Here is a 23,280-nt window from a genome sequence, read left to right as displayed (position 1 = left end):
GGGCGGTTTTTGCGTTATTTAACCGGCTTTTCTCAGATTTTCTTCGCTTTTATTGCGATAGGCGAGTGACCTTGCGGTCAGCTTGGTTCAAACTAGAGCCTTCAAAGCTTGTGGAGATGTAGGGCGATGCAAGGTCACCCAGACGTAATCGATTACCTCAACACGCTGCTGACAGGCGAACTGGCAGCCCGTGATCAATATTTCATCCACTCGCGGATGTACGAGGACTGGGGTTTTACCGAGCTCTACGAACGTATCAATCATGAGATGGAAGAAGAGGCACAGCACGCCGATGCGTTGATGCGCCGGATCCTGATGCTCGAAGGTACGCCACGCATGCGCCCGGATGATCTGGACATCGGCACCACGGTGCCAGACATGCTCGCTGCCGACCTGCGCCTGGAATACAAAGTCCGTGCCGCGCTGTGCAAGGGCATTGAGCTCTGCGAACAGCACAACGATTACGTGACCCGCGAGATCCTGCGCATCCAGCTCAACGACACCGAAGAAGACCATACCTACTGGCTCGAGAAGCAGCTGGGCTTGATCAAGTTGATCGGGTTGGAGAATTACCTGCAGTCGCAGTTCTAATCGCGATAATTGTGGGAGCGAGCTTGCTCGCTCCCACAGAAGAAAAGCAAAAGCCCCTGCCATCGATGAGATGACAGGGGCTTTTTCGTGTCCGGGCAGGAATCAGTCCCGGTCACGCTCCAGCAACGGCTTGAGGTAGTAGCCAGTGTGCGATTGCTTCATCTCGGCCACTTCCTCGGGCGTACCCACCGCGATGATCTGACCACCCTTGGAGCCGCCTTCCGGGCCCAGGTCAACCAGCCAGTCCGCGGTCTTGATCACATCCAGGTTGTGCTCGATCACCACCACGGTGTTGCCATGGTCGCGAAGGCGATGCAGGACGTCGAGCAATTGCTGGATATCCGCGAAGTGCAAACCCGTGGTCGGCTCGTCGAGGATGTACAGGGTCTTGCCGGTATCGCGCTTGGACAGCTCGCGAGACAGCTTGACCCGCTGGGCCTCGCCGCCGGACAACGTTGTCGCCGATTGGCCAAGCTTGATGTACGACAGCCCCACATCCATCAGCGTCTGGAGCTTGCGCGCCAGTGCCGGCACCGCGTCGAAGAACACCCGGGCCTCTTCGATGGTCATCTCGAGGGTTTCGTGGATATTCTTGCCCTTGTACTTGATCTCCAGGGTTTCGCGGTTGTAGCGCTTGCTCTTGCACACATCGCACGGCACATAGATGTCCGGCAAGAAGTGCATTTCGACCTTGATCAGGCCGTCGCCCTGGCAGGCTTCGCAGCGCCCGCCCTTGACGTTGAACGAGAAACGCCCCGGGCCATAGCCGCGCGAACGGGATTCCGGCACGCCGGCGAACAGTTCGCGGATGGGCGTGAACAGCCCGGTATAAGTCGCCGGGTTGGAGCGCGGTGTGCGGCCGATGGGGCTCTGGTCGATGTCGACAACCTTGTCCAGATGCTCCAGGCCCTTGATGCTGTCGTGGGCGGCGGCTTCCAGGGTCGTAGCGCCGTTCAGGGCGGTGGCGCTGAGGGGGAACAGGGTGTTGTTGATCAGCGTCGATTTGCCGGAACCGGACACGCCGGTCACGCACGTCAGCAGGCCAATCGGGATGTCCAGGTCGACGTTGCGCAAGTTGTTGCCACGGGCGCCCTTGAGGCTCAGCGACAGCTTCTTGTTGCGCGGCGTACGCTTGGCCGGCACCTTGATCTTTACCCGGCCCGACAGGTATTTACCAGTCAGGGAGTCAGGATGCGCCATGACTTCGGCGGCCGTGCCTTGGGCGACGATATGCCCGCCATGCACGCCCGCACCCGGGCCGATGTCCACGACGTAATCGGCCAGACGGATCGCGTCTTCGTCATGCTCGACCACGATCACCGTGTTGCCGATGTCCCGCAGGTGCTTCAAGGTTCCCAGCAACCGATCATTGTCCCGCTGGTGCAGGCCAATGGACGGTTCGTCGAGAATGTACATCACCCCCACCAGGCCGGCACCGATCTGGCTGGCCAGGCGAATACGCTGGGCTTCGCCGCCGGACAAGGTATCTGCGCTGCGATCGAGGGTCAGGTAGTCCAGGCCGACGTTCACCAGAAATTGCAGGCGTTCGCGAATTTCCTTGAGGATCTTGTCGGCAATTTCGCCCCGGCGGCCAGTGAGCTTCAAGCCGCCGAAGTAGTCGGTGGCGTCGCCAATCGGCAGATTGGTCACCGCTGGCAGGGTTTTCTCACCGACCCACACATGCCGCGCCTCCCGACGCAAACGGGTACCACGGCAATCGGGGCAAGGCTGGGTGCTGAGGAACTTGGCCAGTTCTTCGCGCACGCTGGCCGATTCGGTCTCGCGATAACGCCGCTCCAGGTTCGGCACGATGCCTTCGAACGGGTGGGAGCGTTTGACTATATCGCCACGGTCGTTCAGGTATTTGAAGTCGACACTTTGTGAACCACTGCCGTGCAGGATGAATTTCTGCTGGTCGGCGGGCAGTTCGTTGAAGGGTTTGTCCAGGCTGAACTTGTAATGGGCCGCCAGCGACCCGAGCATCTGGAAGTAGTAGACGTTACGCCGGTCCCAGCCGCGAATCGCGCCTTCGGCCAGGGTCAGTTCACCATTGACCAGGCGCTTGGTGTCGAAGAACTGCTTGACCCCCAGGCCATCGCAGGTCGGACACGCGCCGGCCGGGTTGTTGAAGGAGAACAGCTTGGGTTCCAGCTCGCTGATGGCGTGGCCGCAGATCGGGCAGGCGAAGCGCGCCGAGAAGATGATTTCCTCGCCGGGCTCGTCGTCCATCGGCGCTACCAGGGCGATGCCGTCGGCCAGTTTCAGCGCCGTCTCGAAGGACTCGGCCAGGCGCTGCTGCAGGTCGGCGCGGACCTTGAAGCGGTCGACCACCACATCGATCGAATGCTTTTTCTGTTTATCCAGCTTCGGCAGTTCGTCCAGCTCACACAGCTTGCCGTTGACCCGTGCCCGAACGAAGCCTTGGGCGCGCAGTTCTTCGAAGACCATCAGGTGCTCGCCCTTGCGCTCGCGGATGACCGGCGCCAGCAGCATCAACTTGCTGCCTTCGGGCTGGGCCAGCACCAGGTCGACCATCTGGCTGACGGTCTGGGCTTCCAGCGGGATGTCGTGGTCGGGACACCGGGGAATACCGACCCGCGCATACAGCAAGCGCAGGTAGTCGTAGATCTCGGTGATGGTGCCGACGGTGGATCGCGGGTTGTGGGAAGTCGACTTCTGTTCGATGGAAATCGCCGGCGACAGGCCTTCGATGGTGTCGACGTCGGGTTTTTCCATCATCGACAGGAACTGCCGGGCGTAGGCCGACAGCGATTCGACATAGCGGCGCTGGCCTTCGGCGTACAGGGTGTCGAAGGCCAGGGATGATTTGCCGGATCCGGACAGGCCGGTGATGACGATCAGCTTGTCCCGTGGCAGGGTCAGGTCGATGTTCTTCAGGTTGTGGGTACGGGCCCCACGAATCAGGATCTTGTCCAAAGTGGCCTCGCTCGGCGGGCGTCGAAAACGTAGGAGTATACGGGCAAATACTGGATGGATGCACACTATTGAAAGTGCGTTTGCAGTCATACATGAAGACTGCGCGGCAAACGGTCGCCATATACCCCCTCAATCGATGGGACTGGTAGAATCGCCGCCGGTTCACACGAGGTTTTTCCATGCACGATCCCCACAGCGAACGCATGAGCAGCGGCGAGACCCGCGCGGCAAGCGGTCTGGCCCTTGTGTTCGCCTTCCGTATGCTGGGCATGTTCATGGTGTTGCCGGTGCTGGCGACCTATGGGATGGATCTGGCTGGCGCGACCCCGGCCCTCATCGGGTTGGCGATTGGCGCGTACGGCCTGACCCAGGCGATTTTCCAGATCCCGTTCGGGGTCATTTCCGACCGCATCGGCCGGCGTCCGGTCATCTATCTGGGCTTGATTATCTTTGCCCTGGGCAGTGTGCTGGCGGCCAATGCCGATTCGATCTGGGGCGTGATCGCCGGACGCATCCTGCAAGGCGCCGGGGCGATTTCCGCAGCCGTCATGGCTTTGCTGTCGGACCTGACCCGCGAACAGCATCGGACCAAGGCCATGGCCATGATCGGCATGACGATCGGGCTGTCGTTCGCCGTCGCCATGGTGGTTGGGCCGTTGCTGACCCGCGCCTTTGGCTTGTCGGGCCTGTTCCTGGTCACGGGAGGCATGGCGCTGGTGGGCATCCTGATCGTGGCGTTCATGGTGCCGCGCTCGACCGGGCCGTTGCAGCACCGCGAATCCGGGGTGGCTCGCCAAGCGCTGATTCCGACGCTCAAGCACCCGGATCTGCTGCGCCTGGACCTGGGCATCTTCGTGCTTCACGCCATGTTGATGTCCAGCTTCGTGGCCTTGCCGCTGGCGCTGGTGGAGAAGGCCGGCTTGCCCAAGGAGCAGCATTGGTGGGTTTACCTGACTGCGCTGCTGATTTCGTTTTTCGCCATGATCCCGTTCATCATCTACGGCGAGAAACGACGCAAAATGAAACGAGTTTTGCTCGGCGCCGTCGTGACGCTGATGCTCACTGAGCTATTCTTCTGGCAGTTCGGCGACAGCCTGCGGGCCCTGGTGATCGGAACAGTGGTGTTCTTCACCGCGTTCAATCTGCTGGAGGCGTCGCTGCCGTCGCTGATCAGCAAGGTTTCACCGGCGGGCGGCAAAGGCACGGCGATGGGGGTGTACTCCACCAGCCAGTTCCTCGGTTCGGCGTTGGGCGGGATCCTCGGCGGCTGGCTGTTCCAGCATGGCGGTTTGTCGGTTGTGTTCCTGGGATGCGCCGCGCTGGCTGCACTTTGGCTGGCCTTTGCTGTTACCATGCGCGAACCTCCGTATGTGACGAGCCTGCGCTTGCCGTTGTCGCCCGAAGCCATCCGCGAAGCAGGCCTGACCGAGCGCCTTAAGGCCGTCGTTGGAGTAACCGATGCAGTGGTGGTCGCCGACGAAGCGGCCGTTTATATCAAACTGGACACCGAATTATTGGATCGCGCGACGCTCGAGCGCCTGGTGAACAACCCGGCCCCGACCACGTGCGAAGCCTAGGAGAACGTTATGGCCCGTGGGGTTAACAAAGTCATATTGGTCGGTACTTGCGGCCAGGATCCCGAAGTTCGCTACCTGCCCAATGGCAACGCTGTGACCAACCTGAGTCTGGCGACCAGCGAACAGTGGACCGACAAGCAGACTGGCCAGAAGGTCGAGAAGACCGAATGGCACCGCGTGTCGATGTTCGGCAAGGTGGCCGAAATCGCCGGCGAATACCTGCGCAAGGGTTCGCAGGTGTACATCGAAGGCAAGCTGCAGACCCGCGAGTGGGAAAAAGACGGCATCAAGCGCTACACCACCGAAATCGTGGTCGACATGCAAGGCACCATGCAACTGCTGGGCGGTCGTCCACAGGGTGACCAGCAGCAAGGTGGCAACAACTACCAGCAGGCTGCTCCGCGCCAGCAGGCGCCTCGCCCGCAGTCGGCGCCTCAGCCACAGCGTGAGCGCCCAGCGGCCCCGCAACAGGCCGCGCCGCAACCGGCTCCGGATTTCGACAGCTTTGATGACGATATTCCGTTCTAAAGCAGCCGGAAGCTTCAAGCCGCGAGCTTCAAGCTAAAGACAAAACCGCGCTTCGGTTTACGAGGCGCGGTTTTTTTTAGCCTTGAATTTGCCGCTTGAGGCATGACTCAGTGGCGGGCAGCCAAAAACTGTTCGGTGCTCACCACATCCGCATAGGCAAACCCCAGGGCCGACATGAAGGCCGCGTGCACTTGAGCCGCCGGGACGACGAGCCCATTGAATTCCAGATCGCGGCTGGCACAAGCATCGTGAATCACCGTGACCTCATAGCCCATGTCCGCCGCCGCCCGGGCGACTCCGTCGATGCACATGTGGCTCATGCTGCCGACGATCACCAGATGCTTAATGTCGTGACGGTCAAGGATGGCTTGCAATTGGGTTTCGCGAAACGAGTTGACGAAGTGCTTGAGCACCACCGGTTCGTCGGGACGGTTGAGCACTTTGGGATGCAACTGAGCACCTTCAGAGCCTGGGGTGAAGAACGGCGCCGAGTCGGAGGTGAATTCGTGACGAATGTGCACCACCTGATCTGCGGCCTGGCGAAAGGCTTCGATCAGTCTGGCGGCGTTATCGGCGGCCGCTTCGGCATCGACCAATGGCCATTTTCCCTGGGGGAAGTAGTCGTTCTGGATATCGACTACGATGAGCGCTTGCTTGGACATAAGGCTTCCTCGATCAGTGGGGTCTGAAGCCAGTATTGGCTCATGCCAGCGGTTTCAGAATTGGCCGTAACGACAATAAGCGAGGGAAAACTGACAATGGCGCAGCAAAGGGCAGTCGCTGAACTCGGGGTGCTCATCTACCCCGGCGCGCAACTGGCGGCGGTGCATGGCTTGACCGATCTGTTCGCCGTGGCGGAGCGTATTGCCGACGAGCAAACCAGCGCTCAGTTGCCGCGCCTGCGGGTCAGTCATTGGCGAGCGCAGGAGGGTGAAGTGCCGACCCGGGTGTTCGACAGTTTCGCCGGTCCCCAGGGCAGACTGGTTGCGCTGCTGATTCCACCGTCCATCGCCGGTTTCGATGACGGGCTGGTTTCGCCGGCGCTGATGACCTGGTTGCGAGCGCGGCATGCCGACGGCACCGTGCTGGGTGGTGTGTGTGTCGGTTCGATTCTGTTGGCCGAAAGCGGTCTGCTCGATGGGCGTAGTGCCACGACCCACTGGACCTCGGCCAAGACCTTTGCCGCACGTTATCCAAAGATCAAGCTCGACGCTGACAAGCCCATCGTCGACGATGGCGACCTGATTACCACGGCCGGGCTGATGGCCTGGTCAGAGTTGGGGCTACGACTGGTGGACCGCCTGCTCGGACCCAGCATCGCCACGCGCACGGCGCAGTTTCTGGTGATCGAACACAGCGACAGCGCTAGCCAATGCGGCAGTAACTTTGCGCCCATCCTCGGACACGGTGACGCGGCCATTCTCAAGGTCCAGCACTGGTTGCAAGGCAGCGGCGCAGTGGACGTTTCCCTCGGTGCCATGGCCGAACAGGCCGGGCTGGAGGAACGCACCTTCCTGCGCAGGTTTCGCGCCGCCACTGGGCTCAAACCCACCGAGTACTGCCAGCACCTGCGCGTCGGCAAGGCCCGGGAAATGCTGGAGTTCACCAATGGCACCATCGACCACATTGCCTGGACGGTGGGTTATCAGGACCCGGGGGCTTTTCGCGCGACGTTCAAGAAAATTACCGGGTTGGCGCCCAGTGATTATCGAGCGAGGTTTGGGGTGAGTCCGATGAATGCTCAAAAGTAGTCATTGATCCTCTCCATCGTCGCAGCCGTCGTGCAATTTGCCGGATGGCCTCAGGGTGTCGTGCAGAATGAAACAGGCCCGGTGCTATCAATTCCCCCTCAGGCGCCCGTTTCGTTGCTCGTCCTGGCTTGTAACACCGTTGGCCTGATCTCTGCACCCCTTTACCTAAAGCCATCGAGCGCAGTTAAAAGGGCACCGCATGACGACGGTCAATCGCAACAAACGGGTAGTGGACCATTCGATCAACCCCCACGCGCCGCTTCATGAAGTCGAAACCAATCGGGCGCTGGCCCGCTGGTTGGCGCAGATTCTCGGGCTTGAATACGGCGGCAGTTATGACCAACAGCTTCATGCTGGCCATGATCTGTACTTGCTGCCCACGCAAACCGTCATAGGTGCAGAGACCGCGTTGCGCTTGGGCGTCAAAGGGCCAGAGGATCTCTGGGGCGGTTACGTCGAGCATGATTTTATCTGCACCAAGGCCATTACCCACGGTCTGCTGAACCGGCATGCGGTCGCGCCTTTGGGCTGGTCGCCGTTGTTTGCCAAGTTGACCCGGGGGGCGGTGCTCGATGGTGTGACGGTGTTTGCGCTCAAGGATGCGCGCCAGGCGGCCGAGCATCTGCTGTACACCGGAGCGATCCGCTTCAAGCCTATCCATGCCTGTGCCGGCCGCGATCAGCGGGTGATCAAGAGTCTGGCGCAATTCGATGAAATCGCCGCCGACCCCGAGGCCCAGACGCTGTTTCGCGACGGTGTGGTGCTTGAGCAGAACCTCGAACAGGTCAAGACCCAGAGCGTCGGCCAGAGCTTCATCAACGGCCAGGTCTTGAGCTACTGCGGTGTGCAACATCTGACGCGCGACAGTGAAGGGCTGGAGGTTTACGGCGGCTCGGACCTGTTGGCGGTGCGGGGCGGCTATATTGAGTTGCTCAAACTTGAGCTGCCCGACGATGTGCGTGAGGCGGTGCGGTTGGCGCAGGTGTTTGACGATGCTGCCAATCAGGCCTTTCCAAGTTTCTTTGCCTCGCGGCGCAATTACGACATCGCCCAAGGTATTGATGTCAGCGGTCAGCCTCGCGGTGGTGTGCTGGAACAGTCATGGCGCATGGGTGGCGCCAGCAGTGCTGAGCTCGCGGCGTTGCAGGCGTTCATTGAGGACCCTTCGTCCAGCGCGGTTCGTGTGTCCTCGGTGGAGACCTACACTGACCAGCCTCTGCCCCCAGGCGCCAGGGAGGTCTATCGCGGCCCGGCGCACAATGGTGACTTTCTTCTTAAATACGTAACGGTTCATTCCTATGACGGCTAGAAGCGAAACCATTCAGATCGAGATCGACGACGAATACATGAACGGCACCTTTCTGAGCCCTAAATCGAAGGTTCCGGGAGTGTTGTTCGTCCACGGTTGGGGCGGTAGCCAGGAGCGTGACCTGGAGCGAGCCAAAGGCATCGCCGGCCTGGGCTGCGTCTGCCTGACCTTCGACTTGCGCGGGCATACCGGCGGGGCGGGCATTCCGTTGTCCCGGGTGACCCGGGAAGACAACCTGCGGGATTTGCTCACCGCCTACGACCGGCTGCTCGCTCATCCAGCCCTGGACACTTCGGCGATCGCCGTGGTCGGTACTAGCTACGGCGGTTACCTGGCGGCGATCCTGACGTTGCTGCGGCCGGTGCGCTGGCTGGCATTGCGGGTGCCGGCGTTGTACCGCGACGAGCAATGGCACACGCCCAAGCGTGACCTGGACAAGACTGACCTGCTGGATTACCGCAGTACCCTGGTGCACGCCGACACCAACCGCGCCTTGCACGCGTGCTCGCAGTTCACGGGTGATGTGTTGCTGGTGGAGTCGGAGACCGATGACCATGTGCCCCACGCGACGATCATGAGCTACCGAGCGGCGTGCCAGCAGACCCATTCGCTGACGCACCGGATCATCGACGGCGCCGACCATGCCTTGAGCGACCCGGTGTCACAACAGGCCTACACCTCAATCCTGGTGGATTGGATCACCGAGATGGTGGTGGGCGAGCGGTTGAGCATCATTCAGTCGCGGTGATGGCGCGGGGGGCAGGCGGGCCCCATCGCGAGCAGGCTCGCTCCCACAATTGATCTCGTGTGAACATAAAATCTCATGATCACCACAAATCCTCTGTGGGAGCGAGCCTGCTCGCGATGAGGCCCGCTCAGACAACCCATCACTCAGAACCCCGTCACTTAGGCCCCGGCTTGACCCTCAACGCCTTGGCCTTCGCCTCGATCACCAGGTACATCACCACCGTAACCAACAACGGCAAGATGAAATAGATCGCCCGATAGGCAATCAACCCCGCCAGCAGGCTGCCGCGAGAAACCTCATGCTGCAGCAGGGCAATGAACACCGCCTCCAACACCCCCAATCCCGCCGGAATGTGCGTGATGACCCCGGCGATGCTGCTGATCATCAGCACCCCGAGTACCACCGGATAATCCAGTTTGCCCGGCAGCAGGGTAAAGATCACCGCCGCCATCAGCGACCAGTTCAACGCCCCCAGCGCCAGTTGCAGCCCTGCCATGCGCAGCGACGGCAGGTTGATTTCCATGCCACGGATGGTCCAGGCCCGGCGTTTGGAAAACCGGCAGGCCACCAGGTAACCGGCACTGATACACAGCAACAGCACGCCCACACCTTGCAGCGCAGTGCTGCTCAGTTTCCAGCCCGGCGGCATCGTGACCAGGCCGCTGCTGAATACCACCCCGGCCAACGTCATGTAGCCGAACCAGTTCGTGGCCAGGCTCAGGCCGAGGATCTTGGCGATGTTCCCGTTGCTCACCCCCAGCCGCGAATACAGCCGGTAGCGCATGGCGATGCCGCCGACCCAGGCGCTGAGGTTCAGATTGAAGGCGTAGCTGATCACGCCCACCGGGAGGATCTGCCGCCAGCCCAGTTTCTGCCGTATGTAGGTGCGACCGATCAGGTCGAAGCAAGCGTAAGTGATGAAACTGGTCACGGTCAGCGCACCGGCAATGAGCAATGTGCGCAGTTTGAAGTCCGCCAGAGTGGCGAACACTTCCGCCCAGTCGATGCGCCGGGCCAGGGCCGTGAACAACACGATCAGCAGCAGGAAGAAGGCCAGGGTCAGTGGGCGTTTCCAGCGGCTCCAGCGTGATTTGGCTTTGCTTTGTTCGCCCGCGTGGGCATCACTTGGCGCCGTGTGCGCGTCAGAGTGGTTCATGGGGTTCGCTCCGAACCGCGGTGGGCGGCGAAAAAGGTTTCAGACGCGGCTTATGGGCCGGCAGCCAGCCGGCCCAGGCCGGAAAGTGACGCAGGAAGTGAAACACCATGAAGCCGATGGTCATGCGCCACAGCAGGCCTCTCGGGGCGGGGTTGGCCGGCATGGCAGTGCAATGGTTGCGACTCAGATGATCGAGGCGCTCGAACAATTCACGGTTGAAGGCCCGGTCACGGATCAGCACATTGGCTTCCAGATTCAGGGACAGGCTCAGAGGGTCGAGGTTGCTTGAGCCCACCGTGCTCCAGTCCTCATCCACCAGTGCGACTTTGCCGTGCAACGGCCGTTCGCAATATTCGTAGATCACCACGCCGGCCTTGAGCAGATAGTTGTAAAGCATCCGCGCTGCGAGCTTGGCGATCATCATGTCCGGCTGGCCCTGCAGGATCAGCCGTACTTGCACGCCACGCCGCGCGGCATTGCGGATCTCGCGCAGCAGCCGGTAACCGGGGAAGAAATAGGCATTGGCAATGACCACGCGCCGCTGGGCACTGCGCAATACTTGCAGGTACACCTCTTCGATGTCGGTCTGATGCTCATGGTTGTCGCGATAGACCAGCCGCACCTGACCGTCATGATCGTTGAAGGCCAACTCGTTGCGCCGGCTTCGGCGGCGTTGCCACCAATATTTTGCCCGGCTGGGCCGACCGCTCTGCAACAGCGCGAAGTGGTGGATATCCACCACCGCCGGTCCTTTGACCTCCACGGAATAATCCTGCTTGGCCTCGGGGCCGAAGTCGCCGAGATGGTCGGCGGAAAAATTGATCCCGCCGATAAACGCGATCACACCGTCCACCACGACGATTTTGCGATGCAGGCGTCGGAACCAGTTGGTGCGGATCCCCAGGTGCCGTGGGGCGGGGTCGAATATCTGCAAGCGCACCCCGGCATCGCTCAATGTCGCGAGAAATTCCGGGGTCAGCTCGCCGCAACCAAAACCGTCCAGGCTCACGGTGATGCGTACGCCGCGTCCGGCCGCGTCCACCAACAGGTCCCGTAGCTCGATACCGACTTTGTCCTCGAACAGAATGAAGGTCTCAAGGAGTATTTCCTTTTCGGCCCGGCGTATCGCCTCGAAGACCCTGGGGAAATATTCCTCGCCGTTCTCCAAAAGCGTGACCCGGTTATTGCCGTGCCAGCCGTACTCGATGTCCACCAGCGCCGGGTTGCGCTCGGTCGGCGGAACCTCCACCTGTTCCACCGTCGCCTTGTTCATAGTCGCGCTCATAGTTCGATCTCCACCGAAAGCGGGGCATGGTCGGAAAGGTGCGACCAGGGGCGTACGTGCAATACCTTGGGATGACGGGCCTTGAGGTTGCGCACGTAGATGCGGTCCAGACGCAGGACCGGCAGGCGCGCCGGAAAACTGCGGGCCGGCTTGCCCCATTGTTCGGCGAACACCTCCCGCAGCCCGCTGGGTTCGAGCAGCTCGCTGGCTTTGCCGCGCCAGTCATTGAAGTCGCCGGCGACGATGACCGGCGCCTCGGGCGGCAGTTCGCTCAAACGCTGGCAAAGCAGTTTCAATTGCTCGACACGATGCCCCTCGCGCAACCCCAGGTGCACGCAGATGGCGTGGACTTCGCGCTCATCGCCGCCCGGCAGGCGCAACACGCTGTGGAGCATGCCGCGGCTTTCATGGCCACTGATGGAGACGTCCAGGTTTTCGTGGCGAATGATCTGGAATTTGGACAGCAATGCGTTGCCATGGTCGCCCGCCGGGTACACCGCGTTGCGTCCGTAGGCGAACTGTGGCCAGAGACTATCGGCGAGGAATTCGTACTGCGGCATGCTTGGCCAGTTGGAATAGCGCTGCGGGTGGTGCTCGTGGGTGCCGTGCACTTCCTGCAAGAACACCACGTCGGCGGACACACTGCGCACCGCCTCGCGCAGTTCCGGCAGGATGAAGCGCCGATTCAGGGCGGTGAAACCTTTATGGGTGTTGACCGTCAGGACGGTGAAGCGATTGATCCGGTCGAGGTCTTGCGTCCGTTCCTGGGTTGGATCGCGGGTCGTTTCGGTGAACTCCGGGATGCTCATGGCAATACCCCCTCGGCCGGGCGCTCGCCGGGCGTGGTGGCCAGGTCCTTGTCCAGGTCGAAGTGCTCCAGCAAATGACGCGCGTCATAGGGCGCACGGACTTTGATGTCATTGTCGAAATAGCAGAACACCTCCCGGCTCTTGCGGGCGCGGGGTTTCTTTTTCGGGTCGATCAAATGGGCATCGCGCGGTTGTGTGCCGTGGCTCCAGGCCTCGATCCGCTCGCCCCAGCGTTTCAAGGCCGCGTCGGTGTAGCCGCTGGCGTACAACTCCTCGGCTCCGTGCAGGCGCAAGTACACGAAGTCGCTGGTCACGTCTTCGCGATAGGGCCATTTGCCCGCAGTGTCAGCGATCACCAGTGCCACGTCATAGCGTTTGAGCAAGGTGATGAAGTGTGGATCGATAAAACTGTCATGACGGATCTCCACGGCGTGGCGCATCGGCCGTTTTTTATCGGTGTGGGTGCTGGCGTGACCGTTAAGGCGCGGTTCGTGCTCCCGGGCCAGGGCGGCGGCATCTTCGGTGTTGTGGGGCAGTTGCTTAAGGAAATCTTCGAAAAGCTCGGCATCGAATTTGAAACTGGGAGGAAACTGCCAGAGGATTGCGCCGAGTTTTTCCTTGAGCTCCAGCACGCCGGAGGCGAAGAAATTGGCCAACGGCTTGTGAATGTCCCGAAGACGTCTGATGTGGGTGATGAAACGCGGTGCCTTGACGCTGAAGACGAAGCCGGGCGGTGTCTCGGCGTACCACTGGGCATACCGTTCAGGGCGTTGCAGGGCGTAGAACGATCCATTGATTTCGATGCTGTTGACCGCTCGCGAGGCGAATTGCAGTTCCCGTTTCTGGGTCAACCCTTTGGGGTAGAAATCCCCCCGCCAAGGCGTGTAACGCCAGCCGGAAATGCCAATGTGGATCGCCGTCATGTGTCCCTCCCGTGCCAATGACCTCGTACCGCCTGTGTCTTTTGATGACTGTCGCGCGGGGTAGAAAGTTTCGATGGGCTTACCGGCGGTGGGTGCGTGAGCGTTCCATGTTCTGGTTGCCCTACTTAGTCACCCGTGGCGAGGGAGCTTGCTCCCGCTCGGCTGCGTAGCAGCCGTCGCTGTTGGGCTGATCTTTGAATCGAGCCGATCAGGATTTTGGGTCTGCTGCGCAGCCCAGCGGGAGCAAGCTCCCTCGCCACGGATTTTTGGGGTGTGGGTTAAAAGTGTTGAATCAGCTTATTCCTCACCTCAGCCATGCCCTGCGCATCCAGCTCCAGCCACAGATGTTGCTTGCCGGCGATCTGCGCCGCCGCCGGCAAACCATCGCGATACACCAACCGATTGTTCGCCAGGGCCGGCACTTTTGCGCCCGGCAACAAGGTCCCGGCCAGGTTCAGCGGGTCGACGCCGCACACCGCCACCAGGCTGCCATCCGTGGGGCGGCGACGCACTTCACGCAACAGCGGGATGGCTTCGGGCAGGGCGAATTGCTCGCCCGCCAGGCCGCTGACAAAACGTCCGCCGCGAATCTCGCCCCGCGCCTCCAGGCGATGAAAAGTGCGCAGTAACTCGCGCCAACTCGGCAACCAATCCGCCTCCCGCTCCAACAGGCGCCAGAACACCACGCCATAACGGCGCAGCAAGGTCATGGCGATGTGTTCCAGGGTGTCGGGCGGCAGGGTCGCTGGCTGGTTTCCTTCCTCGGGCACTGGGGCGTTACGGCGTAACAAGGCCCAGCGCCCGGCATCGTCCATGCCGCCCACGAACGCTCCACGCCCGCGCCGACTGCTGCGCGCCTGGCGCTTACTGGCAGGGGTGATCAGCGCGCGTAACCCGGCGAAGCTGTCGGCATTCACCAGCCCGGCGCCGACCAGTTCCTGTAGCGCGATCTCCAGTTCGCTGCGCAGCAAGTGCGCCTCGTGCAACAACTCATCGAAAAACAGCGCGCCGTGTTCGCTGAGGGCCTTATGGACTTTTTGCGTCTTGGGTGACAGCTCGCTGGGTGGGGTCTGTTCAGTCAGGCTGCTCCAGAGGGCGACCTGATTGCGCGCCAGTAACACAATCGGCGTGCTGCGCAAGGCGCTGGAGGATTGCTTCTGGCGCGCGCTCAGGCGAGTCCACACCAGCTTGCCACTGCGGCACAGTTCATCGAGCCAGCTCGGGGAATAGTCCTTGATCCGTGCCGGCAACAGGTCGCTGTCCCACGCCGAAGCGGCAGCCGGGTAGCCTTCGAACTGACTGATGATCGATGGCAGCACCGCGCTGCCCCGGCCCTGAGTGGCCGGCGACAGATGCTGCCAGTCGAACAGGAACCGCATGAAGTCCTGCAACATCACCGGCTCGATTTCCCGGCGCAGGCGCTTGACGGTGTAGCGGTGGATGCGCGCCAGCAAATGCCGCTCGCACCATTCTTCCTGTCCGCTGCCGGGGGTGAATCGACCGCGTAGCACATAGCCTTGCTGTTCCAGCTGCGCCAGGGACTGACTGATTGACGGGGACGATAAACCGAGGGGATAGGCGATGGCCTCCAACGGCAGTGGACCAAAGGCGCTGAGCCGCGCGCGCAGTACCTCCACCATGGCTTCATCGCGGTCCCAGGGTTCATCGAAACCCGCCAGCGGCGTCAGCGGCGGTCGCCATTGAGCCTGTGGATAAATGGCTTGCAGACACGTCAGCCGTTCCAGCGCCACCCACAGACCGTGTTCGGCGCTGATCTGTACATGACTGGCGCGGCCGCGCTCGGCCAGGGCCTGCAGCCAGTCCAGCCACGACGGCTGAGCAGTTGCCTCGCTATCGGCGATGCAGGCCAGGCTCATCAGGGCTTCGTGCATTTCATCGAGGTGGGTGGGGGCCGGCCAGGCTTCGTCCCGTACCGCCTGGATGGCGTCGGCGTCCAGTGCGCCGAGGTCGTCGGTAGACTGCGGGTCGCTCCAGCGCCGGTTGATCACCGCTTGAGTGCGGCGTTCTTCCAGCGGTGCGTCGTCGAGAAAGGTGTAGGGCCGGGCACTGAGAATCTCCGCCGCCAGGGGCGAGGGCGCCGGCAGATCGCGGCTGATCAGGCGAACTTCACCCGCTTCCATGCGCCGCAACAGCGTCAGCCAGCCTTCGCTGTCCATGGCTTCGTGCAGGCAGTCGTCTAGGGTCTGTTCCACCAGTGGGTGATTGGGGATTTCCCGCTCGCCGGCGAGGTTTTCCAGGCAGGCGATCTGGTCCGGGAATACGCTGGCGATCAGGTCTTCGCTTTTCATGCGCTGGATCTGCGGAGCGACTTTGCGTCCGCCCGTGTAGCGCGGCAAGGCCAGGGCGACACTGGCATTCCAGCGCCAGCGCACGCCGAACAGCGGCGCGTCCAACACCGCCTGGATCAATATCTGTTCGGCACTCTGGCTATTGAGATAGCGCCAGACCTCGTCCAGCTCGAAGCTGTGGCTGGTGGACAGCGACAGCACGATAGCGTCTTCGCTGGCGGCGGCCTGCAACTCGAAGTTGAAGGTGCGGCAGAAACGCTTGCGCAGGGCCAGGCCCCAAGCGCGGTTGATGCGGCTGCCAAAGGGCGTGTGGATGATCAGTTGCGTGCCGCCGGATTCGTCGAAAAACCGCTCCATCACCAGCGTGTCCTGGGAGGGCAGGGCGCCGAAGGCCAGACGTGCCGGGGCCAGGTAATCCACCAGTTGCTCGGCACTGGCCTGGTTCAGTTGCAAAGTGCCGGTCAGCCAGTCGAGGGCCGGTTGCAAGTTGCCCGGCGTGGCACCGAGCAGTTGGTCCAGTTGGGCTTGCAGACGGGCTACCGCCAGGGACAACTCGGCGCTGCGCCCAGGGGCTTCGCCAAGCCAGAACGGAATGGTCGGCGGCTGGCCCTGGGCATCCTCGACCCGCACCCGACCGGTTTCCACGCGAATGATGCGGTAAGAGGTATTGCCCAACTGGAACACGTCGCCGGCGATGCTTTCTACGGCGAAGTCTTCGTTGACGCTGCCGATGTTCAATCCCTGGGGTTCGAGCAGCACGCTGTAGTCGGCGTTGTCCGGGATGGTGCCGCCGCTGGTCACGGCGGTCAGCTTGCTGCCCCGACGCCCGCGTAGGGTCCGGGTGACAGCGTCGCGATGCAGGTACGCACTGCGCACGCCCTGACGACCATTGAGGCCCTCGGCGAGCATTTGCAGCAATGCCTGATAGTGTTCGTCATCCAGCTCGGCATAGGGCGCGGCGCGGCGAAAGGTTTCCAGCAGCGCCTGTTCCTGCCATTCCTGGCAACTGACCTCGGCGACGATCTGCTGGGCCAGCACATCCAGTGGCGCCTTGGGAATATGCAGAATGTCCAGCTCGCCACGGCGCACGCAATCGAGCAGGGCGACGCATTCGATCAAGTCGTCGCGGGTGGTGGCGAACAGGCGCCCCTTGGGCGTGCCGCCAACCTGATGGCCCGAGCGGCCGACCCGTTGCAAAAACGCCGAGATCGACCGCGGCGAGGCGATCTGACACACCAGATCGACGTCGCCGATATCGATGCCCAGCTCCAGGGACGCGGTGGCGATCAGCACCTGCAACTCGCCGCGTTTGAGCCGTTGTTCGGCGTCAAGGCGAAACTCCTTGGCGAGGCTGCCGTGGTGGGCAGCCACGGCGTGCTTACCCAGGCGTTCGCTCAAATGACGGCTCAGGCGTTCGGCCAGCCGTCGGGTGTTGACGAAAATCAGGGTGGTGCGGTGTTCCCGGGCCAGGTCGGCGAGGCGGTTGTAGACCAGTTCCCAGACGTCATTGGCCATCACCGCCGAGAGCGGCACTGGAGGCACCTCGATATCGAGGTCCCGGGGGCGGGCGTGGCCGATATCGACGATTTCACAGCTGCGCCCCTGGCCGACGAGAAAGCGCGACACCGCTTCGATGGGTTTTTGCGTGGCGGACAGACCGATGCGCATCAGCGGTTCGGCGCACAGCGCTTGCAGACGCTCCAGGCTCAAGGCCAGGTGACTGCCGCGCTTGCTGGCAGCAATGGCGTGGATCTCGTCGACAATGACGGTGCGGGTGCTGGCGAGCATTTGCCGGCCGGAATCGGAGCCAAGCAGCACGTAAAGCGATTCGGGCGTGGTCACCAGAACATGCGGCGCGCTCTTGCGCATCGCAGTGCGGTCTTTTTGTGGCGTGTCGCCGGTGCGCACGGCGGTGGTGATGTGCAAGGGCGGCAAGCCCATCTGCCGCAATTGTTCGGTAATGCCGGCCAGTGGGTTTTGCAGGTTGATCTGGATGTCGTTGCTCAGTGCCTTGAGCGGCGAGACGTAGACCACCAGGGTCTGGTCCGGCAGCCCGCCCTGTTCCAGGCCTCGGTGTACGAGGTCATCCAGTACGGCAAGAAATGCTGTGAGGGTCTTGCCCGATCCCGTGGGCGCGGCCACCAGGGTCGAACGGCGCTGCCCGATCAACGGCCACGCCCGGGCCTGAGCGGCCGTGACCGCCGGGAATGTCTGGCTGAACCAGGCGCGAACGGCGGGATGAAAGCCTGCCATGGCGTGGTCGGCTGGGAAGGGCAGATTCATGTGGGCAGTTATGCGGGTGGGATGGGGAAGATGCAAGTACCGTCCGGGATCTCTATCGCCAGATAGGGGCCCCTTCGCAAGCAAGTCGGATCGCCGCACCGCCGCTCCCACATTTGGAATGCATTCCCATGTGGGAGCGGGCTTGCTCGCGAAGGGGCCCTAAAGAACAGTACAAAATACCGGATCTGCACTTTACGGATGACGGTTGCGCACTAAACCCGCAAAATGCAACGATTCCGACAACGCCTGCGGGCGTTGTCGACCCCAAATCTTTTGCCAACAGACCGGGCCTGCTGACTTTATGCGAATGCGCCTTATGTTACTGGGCGGCGGAAATGCCCTTGGGCAGGCGCTGATTCGCCTCGGTGCGGAAGAAGACATCGGTTTTCTTGCCCCCCGCCCCCCCGAAGACGGTTGGGATGCCGCGAGCCTGACGCAGCTGCTGGACGACACTCGACCGGACGCCTTGATCAACCTGGCGTACTACTTCGACTGGTTCCAGGCCGAAACCGTCAGCGAGCAGCGCCTGGCCAGCCAGGAGCGCGCCGTCGAGCGCCTGGCCGAGTTGTGCCAGCATCACAACATCATTTTGCTGCAACCGTCGAGCTATCGCGTGTTTGACGGTTCCCGCGCCACGGCATACAGCGAAAAGGACGAACCCGTACCCTTGGGCCTGCGCGGCCAGGCGTTGTGGCGAATCGAGCAGAGCGTGCGCGCCACCTGTCCGCAACATGTGCTGCTGCGTTTCGGCTGGCTGCTGGACGACAGCGCCGACGGCATCCTGGGACGTTTCCTGGCCCGAGCCGAACAACCCGAAGACCTGCTGTTGGCCGACGACCGTCGGGGCAATCCGACGCCGGTGGACGACGCGGCGCGGGTGATCATTTCGGTGCTCAAGCAACTCGATTGCGCCGCGCCGTTGTGGGGCACCTACCACTATGCCGGGCACGAGGCGACCACGCCGCTGGCGTTGGGACAGGCGATCCTCACCGAAGCCCGGGCCTTGCATCCCCTGGCAATCGAATCGCCCACCCCCCAGGCACACGCCGCACGACCGGACGCCGCGGAAGAACCGCAACACGCAGTGCTGGCCTGCAAGAAAATTCTGCACACGTTCGGGATCAAGCCCCGCGCCTGGCGCGCCGCACTCCCGGGCTTACTGGATAGGTTTTATCGTCATGGCTGAAGGTCCTGTTTTAATCACCGGCGGCGCTGGTTTCATTGGTTCGCACTTGGCCGACGCCTTGCTCGCCAAGGGGCATTCGGTACGCATCCTCGATGACCTGTCCACCGGCAAGCGCAGTAACCTGCCGCTGGACAACCCTCTGGTTGAATTGATCGAAGGCGACGTGGCCAATGCGGCACTGGTAGCCCGGGCCGTGGCCGGTTGCAGCGCCGTGGCGCACCTGGCAGCAGTGGCTTCGGTGCAGGCCTCGGTGGACGACCCGGTGCGTACGCACCAGAGCAATTTCATCGGCACCCTCAATGTCTGCGAAGCCATGCGTCAGGCCGGGGTGAAACGGGTGCTGTTCGCCTCCAGCGCAGCGGTTTATGGCAACAACGGCGAAGGCCAGTCCATCGACGAGGAAACACCCAAGGCCCCGCTCACGCCGTATGCCTCGGACAAGCTGGCCAGTGAGTTCTACCTGGACTTTTACCGTCGCCAGCACGCGCTGGAGCCGGTGGTGTTCCGTTTCTTCAACATCTACGGCCCGCGCCAGGACCCGTCCTCGCCCTATTCCGGGGTCATCAGCATCTTCAGCGAACGGGCGCAGAAAGGCCTGCCGATCACGGTGTTCGGCGATGGCGAGCAGACCCGGGATTTTGTTTACGTCGAAGACCTGGTGGACCTGTTGGTGCAGGCCATCGAAACACCTGAGGTGCAAGTGGGCGCGGTGAACGTCGGCTGGAACCAGGCCACGACCCTCAAGCAATTGCTCCAGGCCCTGGCCACGGTAGTGGGCGATCTGCCGCCGATCAGCTACGGCCCGGCGCGCTCCGGCGACATCCGCCATTCCCGGGCTGATAATCGCCGCCTGTTGGAGCGCTTCAGCTTTCCACAACAAACGCCCATGAGCGTGGGGTTGGCGCGGTTGCTGGGCCACTGAATGAGAAAAGGCGCCTTGCAAGGCGCCTTTTTTGTCACGGCATACACTGTTGTGGCGAGGGGATTTATCCCCGCTGGACTGCGCAGCAGTCCCTGTAATCGCCACCGCAGTGCGTCAGGTTCACCTCATGTGTTTATTTGGGGCTGCTGCGCAGCCCAGCGGGGATAAATCCCCTCGCCACAGGATGTGTTGTCAACTTGCCATTGTGCTGCAGGTTAAAACTTGTAACCCAACCCCACCATGTAGATCCACGGGTCCACATCGACATTCACCTTGGCCCGGGTGCCGCTGGCCACGGCGTTGTTGTCCACATAGGCGGTGGTGTCGATGTCGATGTAGCGAATCTGGCCGTTGACCATGATGTTGTCGGTCAGCATGTAGTCGGCGCCCACTTGCCACGCCATGCCCCAACTGTTGCTCGCCCGGAAGTTGCTGAAGCCGTTGGCGCTGGCTTCGCTGCCGACGTGTTCATCGTAGATCCAGGTGTAGTTGATGCCGGCGCCGACGTAAGGCTGGAAGGCCGACTTGGCGTCGAGCGGGTAGTAGACCAGGCTCAGGGTCGGCGGCAGGTGCTTGAGGGTACCGAGCTTATTGTTGGCCGCGCCCAGGGCGGTGCCTTTGATCTTCACATCGTGCTCGAACGGCGATGCCGCCAGCAGTTCGATCCCCAGATTATTAGTGATCATGTAGGCGAAGTTCAGACCCAGCTGAGTGTCGCTGCTCATGGTCGCCTTGCCGCCCAGGTCGGCGCCGGCCAGCGGGCCACGGTCGACCTTGACGCTGGAACTGTCGGCTTCCGGATTGACGGTGATAGCGCCGGCGCGAACGATGATATCGCCGGCGGTGTGCGCCTGGGCGAGCGGGGCCGCGAGCGCGAGGGCGACGAGGGAAGCGCTGAGCAGAGACTTTTGCATGGGGGCTCCAGAGGGCATCTAAAATTGATGTCCCATGGTATGCAGCGCTCTAATCCGGTCTTTTGACTCAGCTCAATGAGTCAGGGTCTATTAATTGACTCAGCTCAATAAAATGATGATGAGGAAATCTTGAGGGCCCTTCGCGAGCAAGCCCGCTCCCACATTCGACCGCATTCCTTCTGACGAAACTCGGTCAACTGTGGGAGCGGGCTTGCTCGCGAAAGCTATTTCAAAGGCGATACATAACCGCCGGATTCACTCCGGCAGCTCATACACATAAATCTTCTCAGCCGCCATCTGATACCCGGCATCGGCCAGTTCACTGGTGGACGGTTTGACCTGCATCGGCCCTTCGACCCAGTACGGCTGGTACAACTCGTCGAGCTTGACCCCGATTTCACTTTTCACATGCACGATCTGATTCGACGGCGGTGGCGGTACGTGGATGCACGCGCCGAAATACGGCACCAGCAAAAAGTCCGTGGTGCGGCCTTCCTCGCTGACTTCCAGCGGCACGATGTAACCCGGCAAACGAATCTGCTGGCCGTCGAGTTCCTTGACCACCGGCGCGTTGGGCAAATCCTGCTTGGCCGCCGGGGCCGCTTCGGCGGCCAGGGCATCGCTCATCTGCGACAGGTCGTGCAGCGGGGTCATGTTCGGCACTTCCGCCGGGGCGTCCGGCGGGATCATTTCCTGCCACGACAAGTCCCTCGGTTCGGCCGCCCACAGCGGTAGGGCGACCGTCATCAACAGCGCAAGCAAAGCGCGGGGCATCTTCAACGTCCTCATAAACGGATCGACAGGCCATCGGCCAACGATTGGCGATAGGCGCGCCAGGCCGGCACGCTGCCCATCAGTAAAGCGGCGACCAGAATGCCAGCCATCAGCGTCCATTCATATTCGCTTGGCCAGGCCAAGGGCAGATACAACCCATAGGCCGACTGCACATAACCCTGCGCGGCGGCGATGCCGATGTACAGCAGGGCCAGCCCGGCGGCGACCCCGGCCAGCGCCAGGGCGAAGGCTTCGAGCACCAGCAGGGTCGCGATGTGCCACGGCCGCGCGCCCACCGAACGCAGAATCGCCATCTCCCGACGCCGCTCGTTGAGGCTGGTGAGAATCGCTGTGAGCATGCCGATCAGGCCGGTCAGCACCACGAACAGCGAAATCACGAACAGGGCTTTTTCCGCGGTGCCCATCAGACTCCATAACTCTTGCAACGCTACGCCGGGCAGGATCGCCAGCAACGGCTCGCCGCGGAACTCGTTGATCTCGCGCTGCAAGGCGAAGGTGGAAATCTTGCTGTTGAGGCCAAGCATGAACGCGGTGATCGCCTTGGGCGTCAGGTCCATGTTGCGGGCCTGGTCGGCGCTGATGCGGCCCTTGCCCTGGGCCGGTACACCGTTTTTCCAGTCGATGTGGATCGCCTCCATGCCGCCGAGGCTGATATGCAGCGTGCGGTCCACCGGGGTGCCGGTGCGCTTGAGAATGCCGACCACGGTGAAGGGCTTGTCATCGTGCTTGACCAGGCTGACCACCGCCACGCCGTGGGCCAGCACCAGTTTGTCACCGAGCTTGTAATGCAGCGCCTCGGCTACTTCGGCGCCGAGCACCACTTCGAACGGATCGGTGGCGAAGGCGCGGCCCTCGGCCAGTGCCAAGTGTTGCCGGCGACCGTACTGATAATGCTCGAAGTAGGCCTCGGTCGTGCCCATCACCCGGTAACCGCGATGGGAATCGCCCAGGGACATGGGGATCGCCCATTTCACTTTCGGGTTGCTGGCGAATTGCTCGAAGCTGTCCCAGCGAATGTTGTTGGTGGCGTTGCCGATGCGAAACACCGAATACAGCAGCAGGTTCACCGAACCCGAGCGAGCACCGACGATCAGGTCGGTGCCACTGATGGTGCTGGCGAAACTGGCCCGCGCCTCGGTGCGTACCCGCTCTACCGCCAGCAGCAGGCACACCGAAAGGGCGATGGCGAAAGCGGTGAGGATCGCGGTGAAACGGCGGTTCGCCAGGCTGGCCATGGCAAGACGGAACAAATACATC

At 62.1% G+C, this 23,280-nt stretch carries 18 protein-coding genes; 8 read left to right on the top strand and 10 right to left on the bottom strand.

The window, feature by feature from the left end:
• Nucleotides 1-126 precede the first annotated feature (126 nt).
• Nucleotides 127-591, top strand: coding sequence for a bacterioferritin (bfr, locus tag BMY45_RS04070; protein ID WP_025215751.1), 465 nt, complete (start codon nt 127-129; stop codon nt 589-591).
• Between the two features lie 102 nt (nt 592-693).
• Here bfr and uvrA read toward each other — a convergent pair whose 3' ends face one another.
• Entirely contained in the window at nt 694-3,528 is a 2,835-nt protein-coding gene (gene uvrA, locus BMY45_RS04065) for an excinuclease ABC subunit UvrA (protein WP_092394852.1), read from the bottom strand.
• Between the two features lie 179 nt (nt 3,529-3,707).
• On the opposite strand from uvrA, the gene BMY45_RS04060 reads away from it, so the two are divergent.
• Both BMY45_RS04060 and BMY45_RS04055 read left to right on the top strand, forming a co-directional pair.
• Nucleotides 3,708-5,105 (top strand): MFS transporter, encoded by a 1,398-nt coding sequence (locus BMY45_RS04060; protein WP_092394849.1) that lies wholly within the window; start codon nt 3,708-3,710, stop codon nt 5,103-5,105.
• A gap of 9 nt (nt 5,106-5,114) precedes the next feature.
• A complete protein-coding gene (locus tag BMY45_RS04055; protein WP_047229766.1) occupies nt 5,115-5,633 on the top strand; it encodes a single-stranded DNA-binding protein in 519 nt (172 codons plus the stop codon).
• Nucleotides 5,634-5,740: 107 nt separating this feature from the next.
• Here the strand turns inward: BMY45_RS04055 and BMY45_RS04050 are convergent, their stop codons facing one another.
• On the bottom strand, nt 5,741-6,295 hold the full coding sequence (locus BMY45_RS04050) for a cysteine hydrolase family protein (protein WP_092394846.1): 555 nt from the start codon (nt 6,293-6,295) through the stop codon (nt 5,741-5,743).
• A gap of 96 nt (nt 6,296-6,391) precedes the next feature.
• Here BMY45_RS04050 and BMY45_RS04045 point away from each other — a divergent pair, with 96 nt between their 5' ends.
• The 3 genes from BMY45_RS04045 to BMY45_RS04035 all read left to right on the top strand — a co-directional run bounded on the left by BMY45_RS04045 (nt 6,392) and on the right by BMY45_RS04035 (nt 9,441).
• A complete protein-coding gene (locus BMY45_RS04045) occupies nt 6,392-7,384 on the top strand; it encodes a GlxA family transcriptional regulator (protein ID WP_092394843.1) in 993 nt (330 codons plus the stop codon).
• A 199-nt stretch (nt 7,385-7,583) separates the two neighbouring features.
• Nucleotides 7,584-8,693, top strand: a complete 1,110-nt coding sequence (locus tag BMY45_RS04040; protein ID WP_092394840.1) for a DUF3182 family protein — start codon at nt 7,584-7,586, stop codon at nt 8,691-8,693.
• Nucleotides 8,683-9,441, top strand: a complete 759-nt coding sequence (locus BMY45_RS04035) for an alpha/beta hydrolase family protein (RefSeq protein ID WP_092394837.1) — start codon at nt 8,683-8,685, stop codon at nt 9,439-9,441. Before BMY45_RS04040 ends, BMY45_RS04035 begins: the two co-directional genes overlap by 11 nt.
• A 154-nt stretch (nt 9,442-9,595) precedes the next feature.
• Here BMY45_RS04035 and BMY45_RS04030 read toward each other — a convergent pair whose 3' ends face one another.
• The 5 genes from BMY45_RS04030 to BMY45_RS04010 all read right to left on the bottom strand — a co-directional run bounded on the left by BMY45_RS04030 (nt 9,596) and on the right by BMY45_RS04010 (nt 18,206).
• Nucleotides 9,596-10,597 (bottom strand): lysylphosphatidylglycerol synthase domain-containing protein, encoded by a 1,002-nt coding sequence (locus tag BMY45_RS04030; RefSeq protein ID WP_092394834.1) that lies wholly within the window; start codon nt 10,595-10,597, stop codon nt 9,596-9,598.
• Nucleotides 10,584-11,882, bottom strand: coding sequence for a cardiolipin synthase ClsB (gene clsB, locus BMY45_RS04025; protein WP_092394831.1), 1,299 nt, complete (start codon nt 11,880-11,882; stop codon nt 10,584-10,586). The genes BMY45_RS04030 and clsB overlap by 14 nt, the downstream gene beginning before the upstream one ends.
• Nucleotides 11,879-12,691, bottom strand: a complete 813-nt coding sequence (locus BMY45_RS04020) for an endonuclease/exonuclease/phosphatase family protein (RefSeq protein ID WP_092394828.1) — start codon at nt 12,689-12,691, stop codon at nt 11,879-11,881. Before BMY45_RS04020 ends, clsB begins: the two co-directional genes overlap by 4 nt.
• Nucleotides 12,688-13,614, bottom strand: coding sequence for a DUF72 domain-containing protein (locus tag BMY45_RS04015; RefSeq protein WP_092394825.1), 927 nt, complete (start codon nt 13,612-13,614; stop codon nt 12,688-12,690). The genes BMY45_RS04020 and BMY45_RS04015 overlap by 4 nt, the downstream gene beginning before the upstream one ends.
• Nucleotides 13,615-13,892: 278 nt before the next feature.
• The gene (locus BMY45_RS04010; protein WP_092394822.1) at nt 13,893-18,206 is read right to left on the bottom strand and encodes a DEAD/DEAH box helicase; all 4,314 of its coding nucleotides are present in this window, start codon (nt 18,204-18,206) and stop codon (nt 13,893-13,895) included.
• Nucleotides 18,207-18,507: 301 nt separating this feature from the next.
• Between BMY45_RS04010 and BMY45_RS04005 the strand changes: the two genes are divergently transcribed.
• Both BMY45_RS04005 and BMY45_RS04000 read left to right on the top strand, forming a co-directional pair.
• Nucleotides 18,508-19,392, top strand: a complete 885-nt coding sequence (locus tag BMY45_RS04005) for a sugar nucleotide-binding protein (RefSeq protein ID WP_076386543.1) — start codon at nt 18,508-18,510, stop codon at nt 19,390-19,392.
• Nucleotides 19,385-20,314, top strand: coding sequence for an NAD-dependent epimerase/dehydratase family protein (locus tag BMY45_RS04000; RefSeq protein WP_092394819.1), 930 nt, complete (start codon nt 19,385-19,387; stop codon nt 20,312-20,314). The genes BMY45_RS04005 and BMY45_RS04000 overlap by 8 nt, the downstream gene beginning before the upstream one ends.
• 215 nt (nt 20,315-20,529) lie before the next feature.
• On the opposite strand, the gene BMY45_RS03995 is transcribed toward BMY45_RS04000, so the two are convergent.
• The 3 genes from BMY45_RS03995 to BMY45_RS03985 form a co-directional block, all read right to left on the bottom strand.
• Nucleotides 20,530-21,228 carry an OmpW/AlkL family protein gene (locus BMY45_RS03995; protein ID WP_092394816.1) on the bottom strand — a complete coding sequence of 233 codons (699 nt, stop codon included), beginning with the start codon at nt 21,226-21,228 and terminating at the stop codon, nt 20,530-20,532.
• A gap of 255 nt (nt 21,229-21,483) precedes the next feature.
• Nucleotides 21,484-22,002: a DUF3299 domain-containing protein gene (locus tag BMY45_RS03990; protein ID WP_092394813.1), complete on the bottom strand. Its 519-nt coding sequence runs from the start codon at nt 22,000-22,002 to the stop codon at nt 21,484-21,486.
• Nucleotides 22,003-22,013: 11 nt separating this feature from the next.
• A complete protein-coding gene (locus BMY45_RS03985; RefSeq protein ID WP_092394810.1) occupies nt 22,014-23,279 on the bottom strand; it encodes an ABC transporter permease in 1,266 nt (421 codons plus the stop codon).
• Between the last annotated feature and the right edge of the window lies 1 nt (nt 23,280).

The organism is Pseudomonas sp. NFACC39-1 (genome assembly GCF_900110355.1).
Lineage (GTDB): Bacteria > Pseudomonadota > Gammaproteobacteria > Pseudomonadales > Pseudomonadaceae > Aquipseudomonas > Aquipseudomonas tehranensis.
Note: the sequence above shows the minus strand (reverse complement) of the source record. Positions and strands in the feature narration are given on the sequence as shown.

Bases quoted from the DNA above. Each gene is read 5' to 3' on its own strand.
- bfr (WP_025215751.1), top strand. From the start codon at position 127: ATGCAAGGTCACCCAGACGTAATCGATTACCTCAACACGCTGCTGACA.
- BMY45_RS04060 (WP_092394849.1), top strand. From the start codon at position 3,708: ATGCACGATCCCCACAGCGAACGCATGAGCAGCGGCGAGACCCGCGCG.
- BMY45_RS04055 (WP_047229766.1), top strand. From the start codon at position 5,115: ATGGCCCGTGGGGTTAACAAAGTCATATTGGTCGGTACTTGCGGCCAG.
- BMY45_RS04050 (WP_092394846.1), bottom strand. From the start codon at position 6,295: ATGTCCAAGCAAGCGCTCATCGTAGTCGATATCCAGAACGACTACTTC.
- BMY45_RS04045 (WP_092394843.1), top strand. From the start codon at position 6,392: ATGGCGCAGCAAAGGGCAGTCGCTGAACTCGGGGTGCTCATCTACCCC.
- BMY45_RS04040 (WP_092394840.1), top strand. From the start codon at position 7,584: ATGACGACGGTCAATCGCAACAAACGGGTAGTGGACCATTCGATCAAC.
- BMY45_RS04035 (WP_092394837.1), top strand. From the start codon at position 8,683: ATGACGGCTAGAAGCGAAACCATTCAGATCGAGATCGACGACGAATAC.
- BMY45_RS04030 (WP_092394834.1), bottom strand. From the start codon at position 10,597: ATGAACCACTCTGACGCGCACACGGCGCCAAGTGATGCCCACGCGGGC.
- clsB (WP_092394831.1), bottom strand. From the start codon at position 11,882: ATGAGCGCGACTATGAACAAGGCGACGGTGGAACAGGTGGAGGTTCCG.
- BMY45_RS04020 (WP_092394828.1), bottom strand. From the start codon at position 12,691: ATGAGCATCCCGGAGTTCACCGAAACGACCCGCGATCCAACCCAGGAA.
- BMY45_RS04015 (WP_092394825.1), bottom strand. From the start codon at position 13,614: ATGACGGCGATCCACATTGGCATTTCCGGCTGGCGTTACACGCCTTGG.
- BMY45_RS04010 (WP_092394822.1), bottom strand. From the start codon at position 18,206: ATGAATCTGCCCTTCCCAGCCGACCACGCCATGGCAGGCTTTCATCCC.
- BMY45_RS04005 (WP_076386543.1), top strand. From the start codon at position 18,508: ATGCGAATGCGCCTTATGTTACTGGGCGGCGGAAATGCCCTTGGGCAG.
- BMY45_RS04000 (WP_092394819.1), top strand. From the start codon at position 19,385: ATGGCTGAAGGTCCTGTTTTAATCACCGGCGGCGCTGGTTTCATTGGT.
- BMY45_RS03995 (WP_092394816.1), bottom strand. From the start codon at position 21,228: ATGCAAAAGTCTCTGCTCAGCGCTTCCCTCGTCGCCCTCGCGCTCGCG.
- BMY45_RS03990 (WP_092394813.1), bottom strand. From the start codon at position 22,002: ATGCCCCGCGCTTTGCTTGCGCTGTTGATGACGGTCGCCCTACCGCTG.
- BMY45_RS03985 (WP_092394810.1), bottom strand. From the start codon at position 23,279: ATGTATTTGTTCCGTCTTGCCATGGCCAGCCTGGCGAACCGCCGTTTC.